The sequence below is a fragment of the Mycobacteriales bacterium genome (assembly GCA_040902655.1).
In the GTDB taxonomy this organism is placed as follows: Bacteria; Actinomycetota; Actinomycetes; order Mycobacteriales; family SCTD01; genus SCTD01.
This window is the reverse complement of sequence record JBBDWV010000028.1, coordinates 109190-128727: the sequence shown is the minus strand read 5'-3', so window position 1 is coordinate 128727 and position 19538 is coordinate 109190. Positions and strand designations below refer to the sequence as shown.

Annotated in this window: 18 protein-coding genes; 10 read left to right on the top strand and 8 right to left on the bottom strand. The window is 72.6% G+C overall.

Annotation, left to right across the window (positions count from 1 at the left end; translation table 11 throughout):
* Nucleotides 1-101: 101 nt before the first annotated feature.
* On the bottom strand, nucleotides 102-3407 hold the full coding sequence (gene recC, locus WD794_09165; protein MEX2290479.1) for an exodeoxyribonuclease V subunit gamma: 3306 nt from the start codon (nucleotides 3405-3407) through the stop codon (nucleotides 102-104).
* Between the two features lie 184 nt (nucleotides 3408-3591).
* Here recC and WD794_09160 point away from each other — a divergent pair, with 184 nt between their 5' ends.
* The gene (locus tag WD794_09160) at nucleotides 3592-3777 is read left to right on the top strand and encodes a hypothetical protein (protein MEX2290478.1); all 186 of its coding nucleotides are present in this window, start codon (nucleotides 3592-3594) and stop codon (nucleotides 3775-3777) included.
* A gap of 156 nt (nucleotides 3778-3933) precedes the next feature.
* On the opposite strand, the gene WD794_09155 is transcribed toward WD794_09160, so the two are convergent.
* The 4 genes from WD794_09155 to WD794_09140 form a co-directional block, all read right to left on the bottom strand.
* Nucleotides 3934-4257 (bottom strand): DNA-binding protein, encoded by a 324-nt coding sequence (locus tag WD794_09155; protein ID MEX2290477.1) that lies wholly within the window; start codon nucleotides 4255-4257, stop codon nucleotides 3934-3936.
* Nucleotides 4254-4484 carry a hypothetical protein gene (locus WD794_09150; protein MEX2290476.1) on the bottom strand — a complete coding sequence of 77 codons (231 nt, stop codon included), beginning with the start codon at nucleotides 4482-4484 and terminating at the stop codon, nucleotides 4254-4256. Before WD794_09150 ends, WD794_09155 begins: the two co-directional genes overlap by 4 nt.
* 195 nt (nucleotides 4485-4679) lie before the next feature.
* Nucleotides 4680-5054 (bottom strand): PIN domain-containing protein, encoded by a 375-nt coding sequence (locus tag WD794_09145; protein MEX2290475.1) that lies wholly within the window; start codon nucleotides 5052-5054, stop codon nucleotides 4680-4682.
* Entirely contained in the window at nucleotides 5051-5293 is a 243-nt protein-coding gene (locus WD794_09140) for a hypothetical protein (protein MEX2290474.1), read from the bottom strand. The genes WD794_09145 and WD794_09140 overlap by 4 nt, the downstream gene beginning before the upstream one ends.
* Before the next feature lie 399 nt (nucleotides 5294-5692).
* Between WD794_09140 and WD794_09135 the strand changes: the two genes are divergently transcribed.
* Both WD794_09135 and WD794_09130 read left to right on the top strand, forming a co-directional pair.
* Nucleotides 5693-5917, top strand: a complete 225-nt coding sequence (locus tag WD794_09135) for a hypothetical protein (GenBank protein MEX2290473.1) — start codon at nucleotides 5693-5695, stop codon at nucleotides 5915-5917.
* Between the two features lie 56 nt (nucleotides 5918-5973).
* The gene (locus WD794_09130) at nucleotides 5974-6258 is read left to right on the top strand and encodes an antibiotic biosynthesis monooxygenase family protein (GenBank protein MEX2290472.1); all 285 of its coding nucleotides are present in this window, start codon (nucleotides 5974-5976) and stop codon (nucleotides 6256-6258) included.
* 42 nt (nucleotides 6259-6300) lie between these two features.
* Here the strand turns inward: WD794_09130 and WD794_09125 are convergent, their stop codons facing one another.
* On the bottom strand, nucleotides 6301-7200 hold the full coding sequence (locus WD794_09125; GenBank protein MEX2290471.1) for an alpha/beta hydrolase: 900 nt from the start codon (nucleotides 7198-7200) through the stop codon (nucleotides 6301-6303).
* Between the two features lie 53 nt (nucleotides 7201-7253).
* Here WD794_09125 and WD794_09120 point away from each other — a divergent pair, with 53 nt between their 5' ends.
* Nucleotides 7254-7637 carry a VOC family protein gene (locus WD794_09120; protein ID MEX2290470.1) on the top strand — a complete coding sequence of 128 codons (384 nt, stop codon included), beginning with the start codon at nucleotides 7254-7256 and terminating at the stop codon, nucleotides 7635-7637.
* Between the two features lie 153 nt (nucleotides 7638-7790).
* Here WD794_09120 and WD794_09115 read toward each other — a convergent pair whose 3' ends face one another.
* A complete protein-coding gene (locus WD794_09115) occupies nucleotides 7791-8876 on the bottom strand; it encodes a plasmid pRiA4b ORF-3 family protein (protein MEX2290469.1) in 1086 nt (361 codons plus the stop codon).
* Between the two features lie 178 nt (nucleotides 8877-9054).
* Here WD794_09115 and WD794_09110 point away from each other — a divergent pair, with 178 nt between their 5' ends.
* The 3 genes from WD794_09110 to WD794_09100 all read left to right on the top strand — a co-directional run bounded on the left by WD794_09110 (nucleotide 9055) and on the right by WD794_09100 (nucleotide 15574).
* Entirely contained in the window at nucleotides 9055-10740 is a 1686-nt protein-coding gene (locus tag WD794_09110; protein ID MEX2290468.1) for an SNF2-related protein, read from the top strand.
* Complete coding sequence (locus WD794_09105) at nucleotides 10737-12686, top strand: hypothetical protein (GenBank protein ID MEX2290467.1); 1950 nt, start codon at nucleotides 10737-10739, stop codon at nucleotides 12684-12686. Before WD794_09110 ends, WD794_09105 begins: the two co-directional genes overlap by 4 nt.
* 125 nt (nucleotides 12687-12811) lie before the next feature.
* A complete protein-coding gene (locus tag WD794_09100; GenBank protein ID MEX2290466.1) occupies nucleotides 12812-15574 on the top strand; it encodes a penicillin acylase family protein in 2763 nt (920 codons plus the stop codon).
* Nucleotides 15575-15627: 53 nt separating this feature from the next.
* Here WD794_09100 and WD794_09095 read toward each other — a convergent pair whose 3' ends face one another.
* Nucleotides 15628-16044 carry a helix-turn-helix transcriptional regulator gene (locus tag WD794_09095; GenBank protein MEX2290465.1) on the bottom strand — a complete coding sequence of 139 codons (417 nt, stop codon included), beginning with the start codon at nucleotides 16042-16044 and terminating at the stop codon, nucleotides 15628-15630.
* 73 nt (nucleotides 16045-16117) lie between these two features.
* On the opposite strand from WD794_09095, the gene WD794_09090 reads away from it, so the two are divergent.
* The 3 genes from WD794_09090 to katG all read left to right on the top strand — a co-directional run bounded on the left by WD794_09090 (nucleotide 16118) and on the right by katG (nucleotide 19489).
* The gene (locus WD794_09090) at nucleotides 16118-16717 is read left to right on the top strand and encodes a dual specificity protein phosphatase (GenBank protein ID MEX2290464.1); all 600 of its coding nucleotides are present in this window, start codon (nucleotides 16118-16120) and stop codon (nucleotides 16715-16717) included.
* 47 nt (nucleotides 16718-16764) lie between these two features.
* Nucleotides 16765-17211, top strand: a complete 447-nt coding sequence (locus WD794_09085) for a Fur family transcriptional regulator (GenBank protein ID MEX2290463.1) — start codon at nucleotides 16765-16767, stop codon at nucleotides 17209-17211.
* 88 nt (nucleotides 17212-17299) lie between these two features.
* Entirely contained in the window at nucleotides 17300-19489 is a 2190-nt protein-coding gene (katG, locus tag WD794_09080; GenBank protein ID MEX2290462.1) for a catalase/peroxidase HPI, read from the top strand.
* Nucleotides 19490-19538 lie beyond the last annotated feature (49 nt).

Genomic DNA, 19538 nt, shown 5'->3' with positions numbered 1-19538 from the left:
TACCCAGACGGGACTCACACCCGCTGGCCTGATGCAGCTTGCAGGACGCAACATGCCGGCAGTCTGGTGGACGGCGTGGCCGCTGTCCTGGATACGGCTGCTCAGGGAGCGCCGAGGGTTTCGCAATCGAAGACCGGCGCCCACAGCCGCCGGGCGAGCGCCCCGAAGCGGGTCCGCTCCTCCCCCGCGTCGGCGCCCGCCAGCAGCCGCTCGAAGGCCGGCGCGGGACCGTGCACGTAGGCCAGGTGCCGGTCCTGGCCGTCACCGAATCTGCCTGACCAGTCCTTCTCCGCCGCCTCGAGCGCCTCCTCGACAGAGCTGCCGGCCCGTCGCCGGTCGGCGTAGGTGTGGGTGGCGCCGGTGGCGATCGGCAGCGGCTCGCGCAAGCCGTCGTCGTAGAGCGCGACGAGGTCGCGCAGGACCTCGTGCGGCTGCGGCGGAGCGACCAGCGTCGAGCGCCAGACCGGCTTGCGGTACGGCCCGCGGCCGGTCGTCACCGCCGTCACCTCCGGCTCACCGCTCGCGGCCACCACCAGCAGGTTCACCCATGCCGTGAGCCGGTGCTTCGGTCCGAGAGTGGAGTACCCCGTGCTGGTCAGCACCGCGCCGTGCAGCCCCTCGACCGTACCGGTCAACGTGCGGCCACCCAGGTCGATCACGACGTCCAGCGCCCGCGGCCGACCGGCGTGCACCGTCCGTGCCGCCTGCACCAGCGACTCGACAGCCGCCTCCAGCTCGGCGAGCAACCGCATCCCCAGCGGGCCCGGCGGCAGGGTGCCGCGCCGCCACTCGGCCTGGTTGAAGGCGGCGGCGTCGAGGCCGACCAGCCGTGCCGCGAGCATCCGGTCGCCGACGTCCCACTTCTGCAGGGGGTCCAGCTCCGCGGCCAGCGCGTCGGCGACCGAGTCCTGGCGGTCCGGCACGTGCACGCCGAGCCGCTGGGCCAGCAGCGCCCTGGTCGGGTGGACCAGGAAGGCCACCAGGTCGCGCAGCGCCACATCTGCCGGCCGGGCCGGCAGCGGACCCGTCAGGAAATCCCCGGCGGACGTCCGCGGCTGCAGCGCAGCCCGCGCACCGGCGAAGGCACCCGTGTCGTGGCTGAACGGGCGGGCGGCATCGAAGTTCCGCGCGTCGAAGGGCTGCAGCGGATGGCGGGTCAGCACCTCCGCCAGTGTCGTGTCGCCGACCATCTCCCGGACGACGTCGAACAACTCGCCGAGCGGGACGGCGGGCGGGCGGTTCGCCCCGGTGACCGGGTCGGCGCCGGTGTAGAGCAGCAGCAGCTGGTCCCCGGCCGACATCAGCGCGTCGAGCAGCAGCTGCCGGTCCTCGCTGCGCACGTCGCGCTCACCCAGGCAGGGATCGCGCTGCAGGACGTCGTCGCCGTCGACGCTGCCGCCCCGGGGGAAGACGCCGTCGTCCAACCCGAGCAGCGCGACGACCCGTTGCGGGACCGAGCGCATCGGCACCATCGTGGCGACGGTCAGCTCGCCGGTGCGGAAGTTGGCCCGGGTCGGCCGCCCCGCGAGCCGGCCGGCCAGCAGCACGCGCAGGTCGGCCAGCCGTAGCAGCGCGTCCTGCCCGTGCTCGGCCGCCTCGGCCAGCTGGCGGCGGGCCTGCGTGAGCTGCCAGGCGTCGTCGTCGGGGACGTCGGTGAGCAGGTCCAGCGCCTCGCCGAGCACCTCGACCCACGTACCGACGGTCTGCGGCCCCTGCAGCCGGCGCAGCACGCCGTCCAGCCGGTCGAGCAGCTCGGCGAGCCGGCCGGCCAGGTCGATGTCGCTGCTGTCGACGTCGTCGAGCGGCAGCGCCAGCCCGAGCCACGCCGGCTCGCTCTCGTCGGCGGCCACACCGAGCAGCAGCCGGTCCAGCCCGGTGTCCCAGGTGTTCTGCGGAACGCCCTGCAGCGCGTACGCCTCCCGCTGCTGCGAGCCGAGCGCCCACCGCACGCCCGCCCGCGCGGCCCAGTCCCGCAACCGTTCGAGGTCGTCGTCACGCAAGCCGAACCGTCGTCGTACTGGGGCGCTGGCCGCCAGGTCGAGCACCTGGCTGGCAGTGACCCGGCCGTCGGCGAGCCGGAGCAGGTTCGCCAGGGTGTCGAGCAGCGGGTTGGTCTGCTGCAGGGAGCGGTCCGCCAGGCGCACCCGCAGCCGGTGCCCCGGGTGACCCTGCCCCGGGTGACCCTGTCCCGGCAGCCCGAAGGCGGCACGGACCAGCGGCGCGTAGCTCTCGACGTCGGGGCACATCACGAGGACGTCGCGCGGCTCGAGCGTGCAGTCCTGCTCGAAGAGGTGGAGCAGCGCCTCGCGCAGCACCTCGACCTGGCGGGCCGGACCGTGGCAGGCGTGCACCTGGATCGTGCCGTCGGCGGTCGCGCCCGCCTGCGGGGGCAGGTCGTCGCGGATCGCCGTCTGCAGCTGGCCCAGCAGGGTGCCGCGCCCCGGCCCGGCCGGGTGGTGGACGTCGTCGACGTCGCCGAGCAGCAGCTGCAGCTCCCGGGTGTCGCGGGACAGGCTGGCCAGCAGCGGGTGGCGGATCGTCAGGGCGCTCCGGTCGTCGCGCCGCCTGCCGGGCACCGGGCTGCCGGGCACCGGGCTGCCGGGCGCCGGGCTGCCGGGCGCCGGGCTGCCGGCGAGCCGGTCCCACAGGGTGGGGCTCGGGTGCGGAAGCCACAGGTGCACCTCGCGGTGCTCGGCCAGGGCCCGCAGGACGGCCCGCTGCTCGGTGGTCAGCCGGGTGGCGCCGAACAACGACAGCCGCTCGGGCAGCTCGCTGCAGCCGGGGTCCTCGCGCAGCGTCCGGCAGGTGCCGTCGAGCCGCTCGGCCGGGCTCGGGGCGTCGAGCCGGGCACGCAGCCGGCGCCACAGCTCGGCCTGCCAGCACTGTTCGCTGTCCAGCGCCCGGCCCGCGCCGTCGGTGTCGTCCCCGCCCGCCCAGTCCACCAGCATGCGCGGGCGGTGCGCCGCGTACGACCGGTAGAGGTCGCGCAGGTGCTCTGCGGCGGCGTAGCGCCGGCCGGCGCGGTGGCTGTCCTCGCCGGTGCCCAGATGGCCGGCGAGCACGCTGCACCAGGTTTCGTCGACGCAGCCGTCGATGATCGCGAGCAGCTGCCACAGCACGCGCGACGGCGCCCAGGGGTCGTCGTCGGCGTCCATCCTCCCGGCTGCCGCGACGGCCTCGTCGACCAAGCGGGTCGGGCTGGGGAACGCGATGTGCGCGGCGACGCCGTCCTGCGCCTCCCCTGCCCCGAGCACGGTCGACAGTCGCTGTGTCAGCCAGCGCTCGACGCCCTTGGCGGGGACGGCGACGACCTCGCGTGTGAGCGGGTCGCCGAGCGGCGTCGCGAGGACCTGCGCGAGCGCATCGGCCAGCAGGTCGGTCCGCTCCGCACAGTGCAGCCTCAGCACGGTCGCCTCACCGGACCTTCCTACCGCGCGTGGGGCCGGCGGCGCGTGCCGTCCGGCGACGCCACGGTCAGGTCGCGCGCGCCCTGCTCGTCCCCGCCGATGGTGCACGGCGGGAACTGTCGGTGGCATTCGCTACACCTTGCAGTCACCGCTCGACACGCGGGCGGAGCCCCCGGAGGATGCCGTGGCACGTCGCTGGATGTCGGTCGCTTCACCCGATCTCACCGGTCCCGCCGAGCTCGACCCGGACCGCGATGCCGAGCTGCTGCTCTCTCCGAGCTACGACGGCCCACTGCTCGACGGCGACGACGATGCCGACCGGCGCTACCAGCTGGAGCTGCGGCGCTGGACGGCGTGGCTGGCCTCCTGAGGTCACGGTTGTGGAGAAGGGCACCCAGCCGACGAGCGCATGACTGGACAGTGACAACGCGCGGCCCGCTCTCATGGGGCACGGCGTCGGTGACCCTCCGCCGGCGTCCACAGCAGGATGGTCAACCTGGTCAAGAGCCAGTACGTCCCCTTTGAGCTACGAGGCCAGATAGCGCAGTAGTGCCTCCCTGGCCAACTCGGAGAGCGACTTGCCTTCCGCCCGAGCGCGGTTCTGGGCCTCGATCGCGACCGCCTTGGGTACCCGGAACTGGACCCGCGGCGAGTGGGTGGATCCTTCGCTGAGCGACTTACGACCCGGGATCAGGTTGCGTAGACGCGCCTCGGCCAGAGTCTCTTGAGCAAGCTGTTCGGCACCGGCTTCGGTGAGTCGCCGTCCCTTGACGGTGACCACTTCAACGTCGAGGTCGACGTCGTCGATGCTGGCATCACCTCGGACGACGTAGTCCTTGGGGTTGGTCATGATCGTCTCCTCAGGGCCGTGGGCATGGCGTGGATGACGGTGAGTTCGGCGCGGCCGGAGTCGTCGGGCACGGCGATGATCTCGAGTTCGACTCCCCGGTCATCTGGCCCCTGGTACAGCAGTTGGTCGCCGAGGAGGACGGGCTCGCCCGCGTTGACCATGGCGGCAAGGATGTGGGCATTGCCAATCTTGTGCTTCCGGCCAGACCGAGCCACCCGCACTCTCACCTGCCGACTATGTCAGACACATACGACGATGCCAAGCTGGTTGTGCATTGTGGGATTCAGCGGAGTGCACGCTGCGTGAAGCCTCCGCGCGATCGGGTCCGCCTGCCTGCAGAAGGAACCCCGATCATCCGCGAGTGTTCGCTGGCGTCCGCAGCAGGTCGGTCAACCTCGTCCACTGCGAAGTCGTCCCCCCGTTCAGCAGTCGACCAGGGGGATTCTCGGGTCGAGGGCCTGGAGGTCTAACCGATCGGAGCTGATGACCGTGGCGCGATGCCGGCGTGCTGCGAGCACCACGGACGCGTCAACGACATCCATGGTGCCGGCCTGGCCGCACAGGACCCCTGCGGCCCGAGCTCCGGTGTCGGTCAGCGGCTCTACGACGACGCCACGCGCGTTGAGCAGCCGAGCCAACCGTGCTTGTCTCCCGCCACCTCTCCACACTTGCCCGACCACACCCGCCGGCACAATCACGACTCGGTGCTCCTGCCGCGCCGCCTCGATGACCGCCGCTGTGGCCCGGTCGTTCCGCTCCACTGCGATCAACGCTCCCGCGTCGAGGATCAGGCTCAACGTTGCTCAGCGAGCGCCAGTCGCTGTCGTGCCTGGGCCAGCTCCTGCTCGGTCAGCGGGCCGCCGGAATCCTCGAACAGTTCCGCCAGGACGACGGCTAGATCGTCGCCGTCCACCCGCGCCTGTCCGGCGGCGTTCAACCAGGCGCTCACCGACTTCGCCCTGCCTTCCGCAACGTCCCGGCGGGCCCGTTCCGCAACGGCCGGGTCGAGACTCACGGTCACCTTGGTAACAGTCATACTTTCACCTTACCTGCGTCTCGGCAGCGGCACTGTGCTAGCGGGACGCTTGCCGGGCGCGCTGAACCCGGAACCGACCATGGCGCCTGACGGTGAAGATCAGCTACGGGGTCGCCGCCGTGGGCGAGCTGGTGAGCCCCGACGAGTGATCGACGACGGCCGCAGACGGCTTCGTCCGCGGCCGTCTGCCGGCGTAGATACGGGTCCACAGCAGGTCGGCCAACCTGGTCCTGCTCCGCCTCCATCACCACGTCCGATGGCACCACGCCAGACTTCCACTGCGACGGGCAGTCGCCCATGGCGCCCAGCCAGGCCGTCCGGCCGGACACGGGTGAGCGCCGTCCCGGCGGGTAGCGGAACGGGTGATCGGACGACGTAGACAGATGTGGAGAGCGACTCATGCAGACCCCGCGAACCCTCCGGACCGCGCTCGCGACCGTCCTGCTCACGGGCGGCCTGGGCGTGGTCAGCGCCTGCACCGTCAACGAGGACGACCCCGACACGGTGATCCGGGAGGACGACGGCGGAGCTGACGCGCCGGACGTGAACGACGAGAACGACGCGGATCTCGGGCCGGACCATGCCACTCCGGACATCGAGGAGAGCCCGAGCCCGGCCGGCTGACGCTCCTCCCAGGGGCCGCCGCGTGCAGCGACAGCACGCGGTGGCACCCTGTTCACATGGTTCTCGAAGTTGCCCTCATCGACGTCAAGCCGGGGTCCGAGGACTCCTTCTGCCAGGGGTACGCGCAGGCGGAGCCGCTGGTGACGCAGAGCTCCGGTTGCCGGTCCGTGCGGATGACCCGCGGGATCGAGACACCGACCCGCTTCGTCCTGCTCATCGAGTGGGACTCGGTCGAGGCACACGAGGTCTTCCGGTCCAGCGATCGCTTCGCGGGCTGGCGCGAGCTGATCGGGCCGCACTTCGCCGCCCCGCCGCAGGTCGAGCACTTCCGCGACCTCTGACCCGCCGCGGCCCGGTTCAGCCTGGCGGCGACGGTGCCCGGCTCACCGCGGCAGCGACGCGCCCTCCGCCCGCCGCACCAGCGCCGCGATGTGATCGGCGAACTCCGGCCACAGCTCCCGCGGCAGGTCGTGGCCCATCCCGGAGAAGCCGACGAAGCGGGCGCCGCGGATGATCCGCGCCAGCGCGAGCCCCCCGCTGGGCGCGACCAGCGGGTCCTGCAGGCCGTGCATCACCAGCGTCGGCAGGTCCAGCCGCCGGAGCTGCTCGGTACGGTTCGGCTGCCCGACCACCGCCGCCAGCTGACGGTGGTAGCCGGCCGGGTCGTGGCCGCGCTCGAAGCTGCGGCCGCCGACGTCGCGCAGCCGCTCCTCGTCCAGCGCATAACCCTTCGAGCCGATGACGCGGAACATCTCGACCACCGCCTCCATTGCCTCGGCGTGGTCGGCCACCACCCGCCGCTGGAGCAGCCGGCCGATCAGCCGCGGGTCGGCCTGCCCCACCCGCCGTGAACCGGTCGAGGTCATGATCAGCGTCAGGCTGCGCAGCCGGTCCGGCCGGCGCACGGCCGCGGTCTGCGCGATGAAACCGCCCAGCGACGCGCCGACCAGATGCACCGGGCCGATCCCGAGCGCGTCGATGAGGCCGACAGCGTCGTCGGCCATGTCGTCGATCGTGTACGGCGGGCGGCGGCGGCGCGCGACCACCTGCGCCGGGTGCGGGGCGGCTACCCCGTGCAGGTGGGTGCTGGCCCCGACGTCGCGGTTGTCGAAGCGGACCACGAAGTGACCGCGCTCGGCCAGGTCGGTGCAGAGCTCGTCCGGCCAGGCGAGCATCTGTGTGCCCAGCCCCATGACCAGGACCACCGGCGGAGCGCCGCGGTTCCCGAACGTCTCGTACGCGATCTCGATGCCGTTCGCCGGCACCCGCTTCAGCTCAGGCACCAGCAGACCGTAGCGAAGCCGCTCGACGGTCGGCGGACGGGGAAGATGCGGGGATGGAGATTCTGAGCAGCCGGGTACTGCTGCGCCCGGCAGAGCCCACGCGCAGCCACAGCTTCTACCGGGACACGCTCCGGCTCGCCGTCGCGCGCGAGTTCGGCCCACCGGGGCATCCCGGCATCGTGTTCTTCCTCGGCAACGGCCTGCTCGAGGTGTCGGGCCAGTCCGACGCCCCGCCGCGAGGCCTGTCGCTGTGGCTCCAGGTCCGCGACGTGACGAGCGAGTACGAGCGGCTGGCCGCCGCGGGCGTCACGATCCGGCGGCCGCCACGGACGCAGCCCTGGGGGCTGGTGGAGATGTGGATCGAGGATCCGGACGGCGTCGCGATCGTGCTGGTCGAGATTCCCGACGACCACCCGCTGCGCCGCGACCAGCGGTAGCCCCGCTTCGCACGGTCACGAGGGGCGCCTTTGCGTGCGCCCACCTCGGGCATCGACATGTGCCGCGCAGCGGGGTGTACATCACACGTCAACTTTTTGCGATTGTTGACCTGTGGTGCACAGCACCCGACGGCACACACCGCCTGCGCAGCCTCAGGCGGGCCGGGCAGGCAGCCAGGCCGTCTCCGCGAGCAGCGTGCGTGCGGACGGTCCGGCCTTCCAGACCGACTCACCCTCGATCAGGTCCAGTGCCGTCAACAGCCCCCACAGCTGACCCAGCTGCGCCGACACGTGCCCCTGCGTCAACGGCCAGCCGTCGGCCCTCCAGCCGGGGCCGAGCAGCGCAAGGACCTGCTCGGCCAGCTGCGATTGCGGCAGCGCACCTTGTCGGACCAGCACGTAGAGCAGCACCTGTGACACATGCTGCTCGAATGTCCCCGCCGGGAAGGCGGCGCGCAGGCGCCGGACGACCTCGAGGTCGTCGGCGGCCGCCCTGGTCGGGCGGAGCACGCCCTTGGCCAGCCGGGCCAACCCCACCTCGCGCAGCAGCGCGTGCAGCGCCGCGAGCGGCACGAGCTCCTCCTCGCTGCCCACCATTCGCGGCGACCAGGCCCACTGCGGTCGCAGCTCCTGCACCCGGCGCACGACGAGCCGCGGCAGGCGGCCCGCCGCCGTGAGCTTGACGCCGCCGTCGAGCAGCTCGAGCAGCATCCGGACGCTGTCCGGGACGGTGCCGACGGTACGGCGTAGCAACGCGTCGGCCTTCCCGAGATCGAAGCCGGTACGCGGCCCCGCCCAGGCCGTCAGGTGCTCGTGCTCCGGGTGCGCCGGGTCGGCGAGCACCTCGAGCAGCTGCTCGTAGCCGGCCGGTCCGCCGCAGTCCTCCGGCGGGCAGGCCCCGTGGCCGTCGATGCAGCGGGGCTCGTCACCACCGCGACCGAGCACCTCGACCGTGTGCTCCCATCCGTCGCCGAAGTCGTAGAGGTAGTCGAACGTCGGGCCGAGCTCACGCAGCCCTGCCTGTCCTTCATCCAGCTGGCCGTCGTCCCACTCCTGGTGCGGGGTCCCCCAGCGGCGGTCGCCGACGACGAACTGGTGCAGGTGGCTGTCGGTCCAGCCCAGCGCCGCCTGCAGCAACAGGTGCAGCTCCGGCAGCGCGCAGGCCGCCGGAACGTCCACCGTCCGGCAGACCTCGGGCACGACGTCGGCCAGGACGACGCGCAGGCGGGTCGTCCTCATGACGCCCTGCGGGTCGTGGGATCGGGACTCATCGACTCACCCTCGCAGATCCGGCGCGCTGTCCGCGCCCACAGCCCGGTGTGTCGCCGCCGTCCTGTCGGTGCCCCGACCTACAGTCGGTCCCGCCTGTCCTTCCCCCGGGCGCCCGTACGACGACCTCCCGCGGAAGGACCCTGCTGTGACCGTCGCGCTGCAGAGCGAGCTGACCGACGCTCCGTACTCCACCTTGCTCGCCCGGCTGTCGGCGGCCGGATCGGTGGACGAGGCGGTCTCGGCGCTGGTCGACGACGCGGCGACGCTGTGGAGCCGCCCCGGCTTCGACACCCTCGCCTCGGTCCCCCACCTGCGCTTCACGCCGTTCCCGCACCAGCTGCAGGCCGCCCAGAGCGCGCTGCGCCGGATGAGGGGGCGGGCGATCCTGGCCGACGAGGTGGGCCTCGGCAAGACGATCGAGGCCGGGCTGGTGCTGAGCGAGCTGCGGCTGCGCGGCCTGGCCGACAGGTCGCTGGTCGTCGTGCCCGCCGGGCTGGTCGAGCAGTGGTGCGAGGAGCTGGACCGCAAGTTCGGGCTGCCCACGACGGTGGCCGCCGGCGGCAGCTGGCCCTCCTCGCCGGACCGCCCGGTGGTCGTCGCGTCGCTGGCCGCCGCCCGGCGCGACCCGCTGCGGGCGGCGCTGACCGATCAGCCGTGGGACCTCGTGGTCGTCGACGAGGCGCACCGGGTGAAGAGCCCGCGCAGCGCCTCCGGCCGGCTGGCCCGCGCGCTGCGCGCCCGCTACCTGCTGCTGCTCACCGCGACGCCGGTGGAGAACCGGCTGGACGAGCTGTTCGAGCTGATCAGCCTGGTGGCCCCGGGCCTGCTCGGCACACCGGCGGAGTTCCGCGCCCGGCACGGCGGCGGGGAGGGCCTGCCGCGCGACATCGCCGGCCTGCAGGCCCGCACCCGCGAGGTCATGGTGCGCCACCGCCGCAGCGAGGTCGCCGTCTCGCTGCCGCAGCGGCTGGCCGAGACGGTGCGCGTTCCGGCCGACGAGCAGGAGCAGACGCTGTACGACGACATCGTCACCCGCGTGCGCGTCGAGGCCCGCGAGGCGCCGCCCAGCCGCCGGCTGGCCCTGCGTACCGTCGCGCAGCTCGCCGGCTCGAGCCCCGCCGCGGTCGCGCCGACGCTGGCCCGGCTGGGCTGGGACGACCTGGCCCGGTGCGCGTCGGACGTCACGAGCACGCAGAAGTCGCGGGTACTGCTCGGCCTGCTCCGGCGGCACCTGGACCGGGGCGAGAAGGTCGTGGTGTTCACCGCCTACCGGCAGACGCTGGCCCTGCTCGAGGACGCGCTCGCCGAGGCGGGCGTCCCGGCGGCGGTCTACCACGGGGCGCTGTCCAGACAGGAGAAGGAACGGGCAGTGACGGCGTTCCGGGACGAGGTCCCCGTGCTGCTGACCACCGAGGCGGCCGGCGAGGGCCGCAACCTGCAGTTCTGCCACGTGATGGTCAACGTCGACCTGCCGTGGAACCCGATGCGGATCGAGCAGCGGCTGGGCCGGCTGCACCGCATCGGGCAGGAGTCCGACGTGGTGCTCACCAACCTGGTCGGCCGCGGCACGATCGAGGAGCACATCCTCACCGTGCTGGAGAGCAAGATCAACCTGTTCGAGTTGGTCGTCGGGGAGCTCGACATGATCCTCGGCCGGGTGACCGACGACTTCGACTTCGAGAGCGCGATCTTCTCCTCCTACGTCGAGGCCGCCGACGACGCGGACTTCGACCGGCGGGTGTCCGCGCTCGGTGACGACCTGGCGCGGGCCCGCGCGGGTTACCTCGCCGGCCGGGAGCGGCTGGACAGCCTGGTGGGAGAGCAGGCGTGACGGCCGACCCGGCGCTGGGCTTCTGGCTGCGCGCCGCCGAGGCCGAGGGGGCGCTGCACGAGCAGGGCGACGACGCGGCTGTGGTGCTGCTACCGGCGCCGCTGCGGGAGGCGTTCGAGCTGCCCGAGGAGGTGACGGTCACCGCCGACCCCGAGGTGGCCCGCGAGGACGGCGCGCTGCTGCTCGCGCAGGGGCACCCGGTGCTCGACCGGGCGACCGAGCGGGTGCTGGCGCGCGGCGATGTCGGCCGGCTCCCGCTGGCCTGGCCGGCCGGGGTGCCGCCGTCGGCAGAGGTGCTGGTCGAGCGGCTGCGCTCGCAGGTGCAGGTCGACCACGGCCGGATCGACGTCTCCGGGGAGCTCCCGGTCGCCGGCTACGCGCCGGTCCTGCGGGTCGGCGCGCTGGTCACCTACTCCCTCACTCTCGACGACCGCTTCCAGGAGCGGCAGGAGGTGTGGGTCGACGCCGAGACCGGGCTGCCGCTGCCGCCGACCGTCTCGGCGGCGTTGGCCGCGGCGCCGACGACGTCCGGGCTGACCCACCTGGTGCTGCCGGCCGACCGGGCACAGGCCGCTGCCGCCGCGCAGGTCGAGCTCGAGCAGCGCGCCGACGAGCGGCTGGGTGCGCTCTCGCGACAGTCCCGCGGCACCCGCGACAGCGAGGTCGCGCGGGTGGCGGACTACTACCGCGCGGCGCTGGACGCGCTGGCCCGCCGGCGGGTCGCCGCGCCGGCGGACAAGCAGGCGCTGCTGGACGCCCGGGCCGACGCGACCCGGGCCGAGCGGGAGCGCCGGCTGGCCGAGGTGGAGGAGAAGTTCCGCGGCACACAGTCGATCCGGTGGTACCGCGTGCACGAGGTGCTCGTCCCCACGGCGCGCCTGCCGGTGACGATCCGGCGCGGCTCGCGGGAGTACCCGTTCGTCTTCCGCTGGCTGTTGCCGCTGCAGATGGTGGCGCCGTTCCGCTGCCCGCACTGCGCGGAACCGACACCGCTGGTGGCCGGCAAGCACCGGCTGGGCTGCCTGCGGTGCACGGGGCAGCCGGCGGCGGTCCCGGTCGGTGCTCCAGCGGTCCCGGGCACCGCGACTGCCAGCGCGGTGCCGGCCCAGCCGTCTCCTCCCTCCCCCGGCCCGTCGCCTCGCGCGACCGCGCCACGTCCCCGCCCGTCCCCCACCCGCCCCGCGCGTGCCGGCGGGCCGCGCCCGGAGCCGGTGCCCGTCTTCGACGCGAAGCGCTGTGCCGACGACGGGAACCGGCTGGCGCTGAAGTTCTGGGAGAGCGTCGTCGCCGAGGACCGCAAGCTCGCGCGCGTGGTCGTGCCCGGTTCCCCTGCCGAGGCTGCGCTGCGGGTCTGGGGGTCGTTCGGACCGGCGCTCGCCGTCGGCGTCCCCGCGACGGCACGGCTGACCGAGCTCGACGCCGCGACCCGCGCCGACCCCGACGCCGCGCTGCAGGTCACCGACGGCTGGCTGCGGTCGCCGCAACGGCACTACCCGTACTCCGTGAGGTGGGAAGGCGCCTCCGGTCGGCCGGGTGCGGTCCGGGTGGCCGAGGTCGTGTCGGGGCAGCTGCCGGGGGGCGCCAGGCTCAGCGGGCATCTGGTGCGGAGCTGGTGGCGCGAACCGCGTTCGCGTCCGCTGCCGGCCTCGAGGATCGCCCTGGACCCGGTGGCCGCCGCCCTGTGGAAGGTCGAGCTGCCGGGACGAGGGCCGTACCTTCTGCTGCGCTGCCTGGCGGCCTGGTGGCGGATCAGCGACCGCGTCCACGTCACCGGTGGGGAGTCCGCGGTCGCGGCCGCCCTCGCCCGCCTGCTGGCCGCCTGCGCCGGCACCCAGCTGTCCTACGACACGGTGGCGGTGCAGTACTCGGTGGATCCTGCCGACGTCCGGGCGCGCGGCGGCGAGTTGCGCCCGCTGCTGGCCCTCGACGACGGACACGGCTGGTGAGCGGGTAGCTGTCCCGCCGGACCGCGTGTCGGGTGACAGCGGCGGGTGCCGACGCGAGCCGAGGCAGGGAACACACCGCACGCGACGAAGAGGTAGCCACCCACAGCCCTGCCCGCGGAGGATCCGTGCGCCGTCGCCTGCTCGCCTGCCTGCCCGTCCTCGCGCTCCTGGCCGCCACCGCCGGCCCGGCCGGCGCCCAGGGCGCGCCGGCGCCGTACGTCGACCACGTACGCGGCGGCAACGTCGTGCCTCCCGGCAACACCGGACACGTGCCCGCCACCGAGCTCGCCACCGCCCTGTCCGGCGCCTACCGCCCGGAGAATGCCGACGACCAGCGCGACCTCTACGTCGACTGGGGGCGCAAGGACTGGTCCTTCGCGCCGACCGACGGCGGCAGCGGCGGCGCGGGCAAGGATGCGCTGGGCGCGCCCTACTCCCCGGGTGGGCGCGGCGACGTCAGCGTCCGGCGGGACGGGTGGGGAGTGCCCCGCATCGTGGGCGAGAGCGACGAGGCGGCACAGTTCGGCGTCGGCTATGCGATGGCGCAGGACCGGCTGTTCCAGGCCGACATCTTCCGGCACGTGGCGCGGGGCGAAATGGCGCAGTTCCTCGGCGGGCAGGAGTGGTACGACTACGACCGCGCGTGGCGGCAGGAGTTCTACACCGACGACGAGCTGCTCGCGATGATGGACCGCTACTACGACGAGCGCGAGCAGGGGCTGCTGCAGGCCTATCTCGACGGCATCAACGCCTACATCGACGAAGCGCTGCTCGACCCGACCAAGCTGCCGGCGGAGTACGCCGCGCTGCAGATCGTGCCCGAGCACTTCGAGCTGCGCCACTCACTGGCGATCTTCGTCCTGCAGGCCCGTGATTCCGTGGAGGGCTTCGGCAAGGAGCTCGACAACGCGACCCTGCTCGCCGACCTCGAGACGCGGCTCGGTTCGGCCGAGGGACGGCGGGCCTTCGGCGACATCCGCTTCCACCGTGATCCCGGCGCCTACACGACCGCCCCTGCCTCGTCCGGTCGTTTCCCCTATCCGGGAGGCGGCTTCGAGGGGCTGGACGCCCCGGGCGTGGTCCGGCCGGACGCCGACGGGGCGGCCGCGGCCGTCGCCGCCCGCGACGCGGCGGTGCTGACGGCGCTGGAGCAGGTGGGCCTCGCCCGCCGACAGGCGTCCAACGCCGTCACCGTCACGCCGGACCGGAGCGCGGACGGCCGACCGATGCTGCTCGGCGGCCCGCAGCTGCAGTACCTCGCACCCGGCATCTTCTGGGAGTTCGAGGTCCACTCCCCCAGCCAGGACGCGCGCGGCATCGGCTTCGCGGGGACGGCCGGCATCGTGCTGATCGGCAAGTCCCCGACGCACGCCTGGTCGATCACCTACGGCTACACCGACCAGGTCGACACCTTCCTCGTACCGCTGGACCCGGAGCGCTCCGAGACGCACTACCTGCGTGGCGGGCAGAGCCGGGAGCTGCAGACCTACACCTCGCCGGTGACCTGCCGCACCTACGCCGTGGGCCTGACCGGCGCCGCACCGCGCGAGGCGACCTGCGACGGGCTGCCGGCCGGCTCCACCGACGTGCAGGTCCAGCGCGTGCCGGACTACGGCCCCGTCACCGGTGTCGTGAACGTCGACGGCAAGCCGCACGCGGTGGTCAAGATGCGCGGCCACTGGATGCAGGAGATCGCGAACGGCAAGCCGTTCCTGGCCTTCAACACGGCGTCGACGATCGATCAGTTCCGCGCGGCACAGAAGGACTTCACGATCAGCCTGAACGTCAACTACGTCGACGACCGCGGTCACGCCGGCTTCTGGCACGTCGCGCGTCCGCCGATCCGCGCGAACGGCACGGACGGGCGGCTGCCGACGCTCGGCGACGGGCGCTACGACTGGCAGGGCGTCGTGCCGCTCGACCGGATCCCGCACGCGATCGACCCGGCGCAGGGCTTCACCGCGAACTGGAACAACCAGGTCGGCCGCGGCTGGCACAACGGCGACCAGAACTACTGGGGCGACCTGCAGCGCGTGGAGATGTTGTCGCGCCGGATGGAGGCGCTGGTCGAGCGCGGCCGCGTCACCCCTGACGACCTGTGGCGGGTGAACCGCGAGGCCGCCGTCGAGGACGGGCGCTGGCACGACTTTCTGCCGCTGTTGGAGAGTGCCCACGCATCCGGAAGTGCGCAGCCGGCCATCGGCACCCCCGGAGGCATCGCGCTGAGCCTGCTCTCCGCGTGGGACGGCCAGCGGACGGCGACGCAGCAGGAGGACGGCAGCTGGCGCTACGAGGACGCGGCCACCACCATCTTCGACGCGTGGATCCAGCAGCTGCAGCGCACGGTGCTCGCCGACGACCTCGGCGATCCCTACTACGACGGAGCGACCCGGCTCGGACCGACCTTCGCTCCGGCGCACTACCACCTCTACTCCACGATCCTGCTGAAGATCCTGCTCGGCGACCAGGCGCCGCTGGAGGCGGAGTACGACTGGCTCAACGGCGCGTCGCCTGACGAAGTGATCCGGTCGGCGTTCGCGACAGCAGTGGCCGGACTCGGCGAGGAGTACGACGGAGTGCCGGAGACCTGGCGCGGGCCGGCGGTGCTGACCCGCTACCAGTCGCTGGGGCTGCTCGAGGTCGACCCGCACCCGTTTCTCAATCGTGGGACCTACAACCAGCTCGCGGTCGTGGACGTCGAGCGCCGGGGTGCGGTGGCGCCGCGACCGACGGCCGCGCCCGTCCGGCCGGCTACCGCCGCCCTGCCGGCGACCGGACTGTCGCAGACCGGGGCGGCCCTGGCCGTCGTGCTGCTCGCGACGGCGGCAGCGGCGCGGATCCGCTCACGCCGCTCCCGTGGCATGCCGGCGGGGACCCCGACGAGCTGACTTCGGCGCCGGGCGAGGCGACGCTGGTCGGCGGTGCTCATGCACCTTTCGGATCAGCTGTTCCTCGCCAGTTCCTCCACCGCTGCCGCGATCAGCTCGTTGAGCAGCGCGATCCGCTCCAGCGGCGGCACGTCGCGCAGCCGGCGCTCCAGCGACAGCAGCACCTTGTCCCGGTTGTAGGACGAGGAGCCCCCCGACAGGCTGCTCAGCGCGACCAACGGCGTCGAGGTGTACGTGCTGGTTCCTGTCGTGGACCAGTCCCCGCCGGCGACCAGCGCGGCGAGCTCCTCAGGTCGGACGTCCAACACCGGCGCCAAGGCGCGCATCGCCTTCAGTGCCGGTTCACGCATCCCGGTCTCGAGCTGCGAGATGTAGGGGTAGGACAGACCGGAGCGGTCCGCGAGCTCGCGCCGGGACAGGCCGAGCTCGCGCCGCCGGTGCTCGAGGAAGCGGCCCAGCTCTCGGCCCATGCGGAATCTGCCCTTTGTGTCAACTATTCTCACGATGGCTACTCTGCCACCAGCATACAGAAGGAGCTGCCCGATGCACACCCTGCCGGTCGCCGAGTCCGCCAACCTGCATTTCGTCACCCCGCAGCTCGCCGTCGGCGGCGACCTCTGCGGGTTCGACGACGAGCTGGCCGAGCAGCAGTTCACCGAGATCTGCTCGCTCGGCGTCACGCATATCGTCGACGTCCGGCTCGAGTGGTCCGATCTCGACACCTTCGCCGAGCGGGCACCGCAGATCGGCTACCTCCACCACGGGATGGACGACGCCGGGCAGGCCGTGCCCGCCGAGTGGTTCGAGCATGCAGTCAGCTGGATCGAGGCGGCCTGGCAGGAAGACCCGGACGCGGTGGTGCTGACGCACTGCCACATGGGCATCAACCGAGGCCCGTCACTGGGCTTCGCCGTCCTGCTCGCCCTCGGCTGGGACCCGGTCGAGGCGATGACCGCGATCCGGGTCGCCCGCCCGCAGGCCAATGTCTGGTACGCCGAGGACGCCCTCGCCTGGCACCACGCCCGTACCGACCTCGACGAGCGCACCGCCGCCGACCAGTACGCCGCCCTCGCTGCCTGGCGGGAGGAGAACCCGCTCGACGTCGTGCGCAGCATCCGCGAGGGGCGCGCCGGCGGGCACTGACCGCGCTGTACTTGATTGATTCCAGAAGATGGGTGAGACTCCGACGCATGCCGAACGACGTGGACGCCGTGCGCTTGCTGCGCCGGGCCGCTCTGCGTGTGACGAAGCCGCGGGTGGCGGTGCTGTCCGCGGTGCACGAACGGCCTCATGCCGACACCGACACGATCATCGGCGTGGTGCGTGCACGCGTCGGTGCGGTGTCCCACCAGGCCGTCTACGACGTGCTGCGTGCACTGACAGACGCTGGTCTGGTACGCCGGATCCAGCCGCCGGGTTCGGTGGCGCGCTACGAGGCGCGGGTCGGGGACAACCACCACCACGTCGTCTGCCGGTTCTGCGGAGCCATCGCCGATGTGGACTGCGCCGTGGGCGACGTTCCCTGCCTGACGGCCTCCGACGACGCGGGCTACACGATCGACGAGGCCGAGGTCGTCTACTGGGGCCGGTGCCCCGGGTGCGAGCCGGCGACGGCGTCGTCGTCGTCGGGAGCGTGATCGATCACTGAACAAGCAGGACTCTGACAGCAACCGAGAGAAGACGGCCGGCTCCTCGCCAGGAGCGGCAGGACAGGAGAGGACCGACGTGACAGAGCGACCGACCGACAGCGTCAGCGAGAGCGAGAACCCGGCGATCGACGCCCCGACGCCCGCGCCGACGAACCGTCCCCGGACCAACCGTGACTGGTGGCCGAATCAGATCGACCTGCAGGTGCTGAACAAGCCGGCGCGTGACTCCGACCCGCTGGGCCCGGAGTTCGATTACCAGAAGGCCTTCGAGTCCGTCGACGTCGAGGCACTGAAGCAGGACGTCGTCCAGGTCATGCGCACCTCGCAGGACTGGTGGCCGGCCGACTACGGCCACTACGGGCCGCTGTTCATCCGGCTTTCCTGGCACGCCGCCGGCACCTACCGCATCGGCGACGGCCGCGGGGGCGCCGGCGAGGGGGCGCAGCGCTTCGCCCCCCTGAACAGCTGGCCGGACAACGCCAACCTCGACAAGGCGCGCCGGCTGCTCTGGCCGATCAAGCAGAAGTACGGCCAATCGGTCTCGTGGGCCGACCTGCTCGTCCTGGCCGGCAACGTCGCGATCGAGGACATGGGCCTGCCGACGTTCGGCTTCGGCTTCGGGCGCCAGGACACCTGGCAGCCCGAGGAGATGTTCTGGGGCCCGGAGGACAGCTGGCTCGGCGACGAGCGCTACAGCGGCGATCGCGAGCTCGGTGAGAACCTCGGCGCCGTGCAGATGGGCCTCATCTACGTCAACCCCGAGGGCCCGAACGGCAACCCCGACCCGCTGGCCTCCGCCCGCGACATCCGCGAGACCTTCGGCCGGATGGCGATGAACGACGAGGAGACCGTCGCGCTCATCGCCGGTGGCCACACCTTCGGCAAGACCCACGGGGCCGGGGACCCGAGCCTGGTGGGTCCCGAGCCCGAGGGCTGCCCCGTACAGCACCTGGGTCTCGGCTGGAAGAGCGAGCACGGTACCGGCAAGGGCAAGGACACCATCACCAGCGGCCTCGAGGGCGCGTGGACCCCGACGCCGACCCAGTGGGACAACAGCTACTTCGAGACGCTGTTCGGCTGGGAGTGGGAGCTCGCCGAGAGCCCGGCCGGCGCCAAGCAGTGGAAGCCGAAGGACCCGGCAGCAGCCGAGCTCGTCCCGGATGCGCACCAGGAGGGCGTGAAGCACGCGCCGATGATGGCGACCTCCGACCTCGCGCTCATCGCGGACCCGGTCTACAAGAAGATCTCGCAGCGGTTCCACGAGAACCCCGACCAGCTCGCCGACGCCTTCGCCCGCGCCTGGTACAAGCTGCTGCACCGGGACATGGGACCTGTCGCTCGCTACCTCGGCCCGTGGGTGCCAGAGCCCCAGCTCTGGCAGGACCCTGTCCCGCCGGTGGACCACGAGCTGATCGGTGCGTCCGACATCGCCGAGCTCAAGCGCACGATTCTCGCCTCCGGGCTGTCTGTCCCCCAGCTCGTCTCCACCGCCTGGGCGGCGGCGGCCTCCTTCCGTGGCACCGACAAGCGCGGCGGCGCCAACGGCGCGCGCCTGCGCCTCGCGCCGCAGAAGGGCTGGGCCGTCAACGCCGGGACCGCCGAAGTGATCTCCGGGCTCGAGGAGATCCGGTCGTCCTTCAGCAAGAAGGTCTCGCTCGCCGACCTGATCGTGCTGGGCGGCTGCGCAGCGGTGGAGAAGGCCGCGAAGGACGCCGGGTCCGACGTGACCGTGCCGTTCGCGCCGGGCCGTACGGATGCCTCGCAGGAGCAGACCGACGTCGAGTCGTTCGCCGTGCTGGAACCGAGGGCTGACGGGTTCCGCAACTACGTGCTCCCCGGCTCGAAGCTCTCGCCGGAGACGTTGCTCGTCGACCGCGCATACATGCTCGAGCTGACGGCCAAGGAGATGACCGTCCTCGTCGGCGGCCTGCGCGTTCTCGGCGCGAACCACGGCGGCGCACAGCACGGCGTCTTCACCGACCGACCGGGCACGCTGTCGAACGACTTCTTCGTCAACCTGCTCGACATCGCCGGCACGGAGTGGCGCACCTCCACCGCGGACGAGGGCGTGTACGAGGGGGTGGACCGCAGCTCGGGCCAGGTCAAGCGCACCGCGACGGCTGTGGACCTCGTCTTCGGGTCGAACTCGATCCTGCGCGGCATGTGCGATGTCTACGCGGCGGACGACGCGAAGGACAAGTTCGTCCGCGACTTCGTCGACGCCTGGGACAAGGTCATGAACCTGGACCGGTTCGACCTGCGTTGATCAGACCCTGACACTGGTCGATCCCTGACACAGTGGGCCCCTCCCAGCT

What these genes read in the sequence shown, in the direction of transcription:
- WD794_09155 (MEX2290477.1), bottom strand. Translation starts at nt 4,257, where the DNA reads ATGACCAACCCCAAGGACTACGTCGTCCGAGGTGATGCCAGCATCGAC.
- WD794_09140 (MEX2290474.1), bottom strand. Translation starts at nt 5,293, where the DNA reads ATGACTGTTACCAAGGTGACCGTGAGTCTCGACCCGGCCGTTGCGGAA.
- WD794_09135 (MEX2290473.1), top strand. Translation starts at nt 5,693, where the DNA reads ATGCAGACCCCGCGAACCCTCCGGACCGCGCTCGCGACCGTCCTGCTC.
- WD794_09130 (MEX2290472.1), top strand. Translation starts at nt 5,974, where the DNA reads ATGGTTCTCGAAGTTGCCCTCATCGACGTCAAGCCGGGGTCCGAGGAC.
- WD794_09120 (MEX2290470.1), top strand. Translation starts at nt 7,254, where the DNA reads ATGGAGATTCTGAGCAGCCGGGTACTGCTGCGCCCGGCAGAGCCCACG.
- WD794_09115 (MEX2290469.1), bottom strand. Translation starts at nt 8,876, where the DNA reads ATGAGGACGACCCGCCTGCGCGTCGTCCTGGCCGACGTCGTGCCCGAG.
- WD794_09095 (MEX2290465.1), bottom strand. Translation starts at nt 16,044, where the DNA reads ATGGGCCGAGAGCTGGGCCGCTTCCTCGAGCACCGGCGGCGCGAGCTC.
- WD794_09090 (MEX2290464.1), top strand. Translation starts at nt 16,118, where the DNA reads ATGCACACCCTGCCGGTCGCCGAGTCCGCCAACCTGCATTTCGTCACC.
- WD794_09085 (MEX2290463.1), top strand. Translation starts at nt 16,765, where the DNA reads ATGCCGAACGACGTGGACGCCGTGCGCTTGCTGCGCCGGGCCGCTCTG.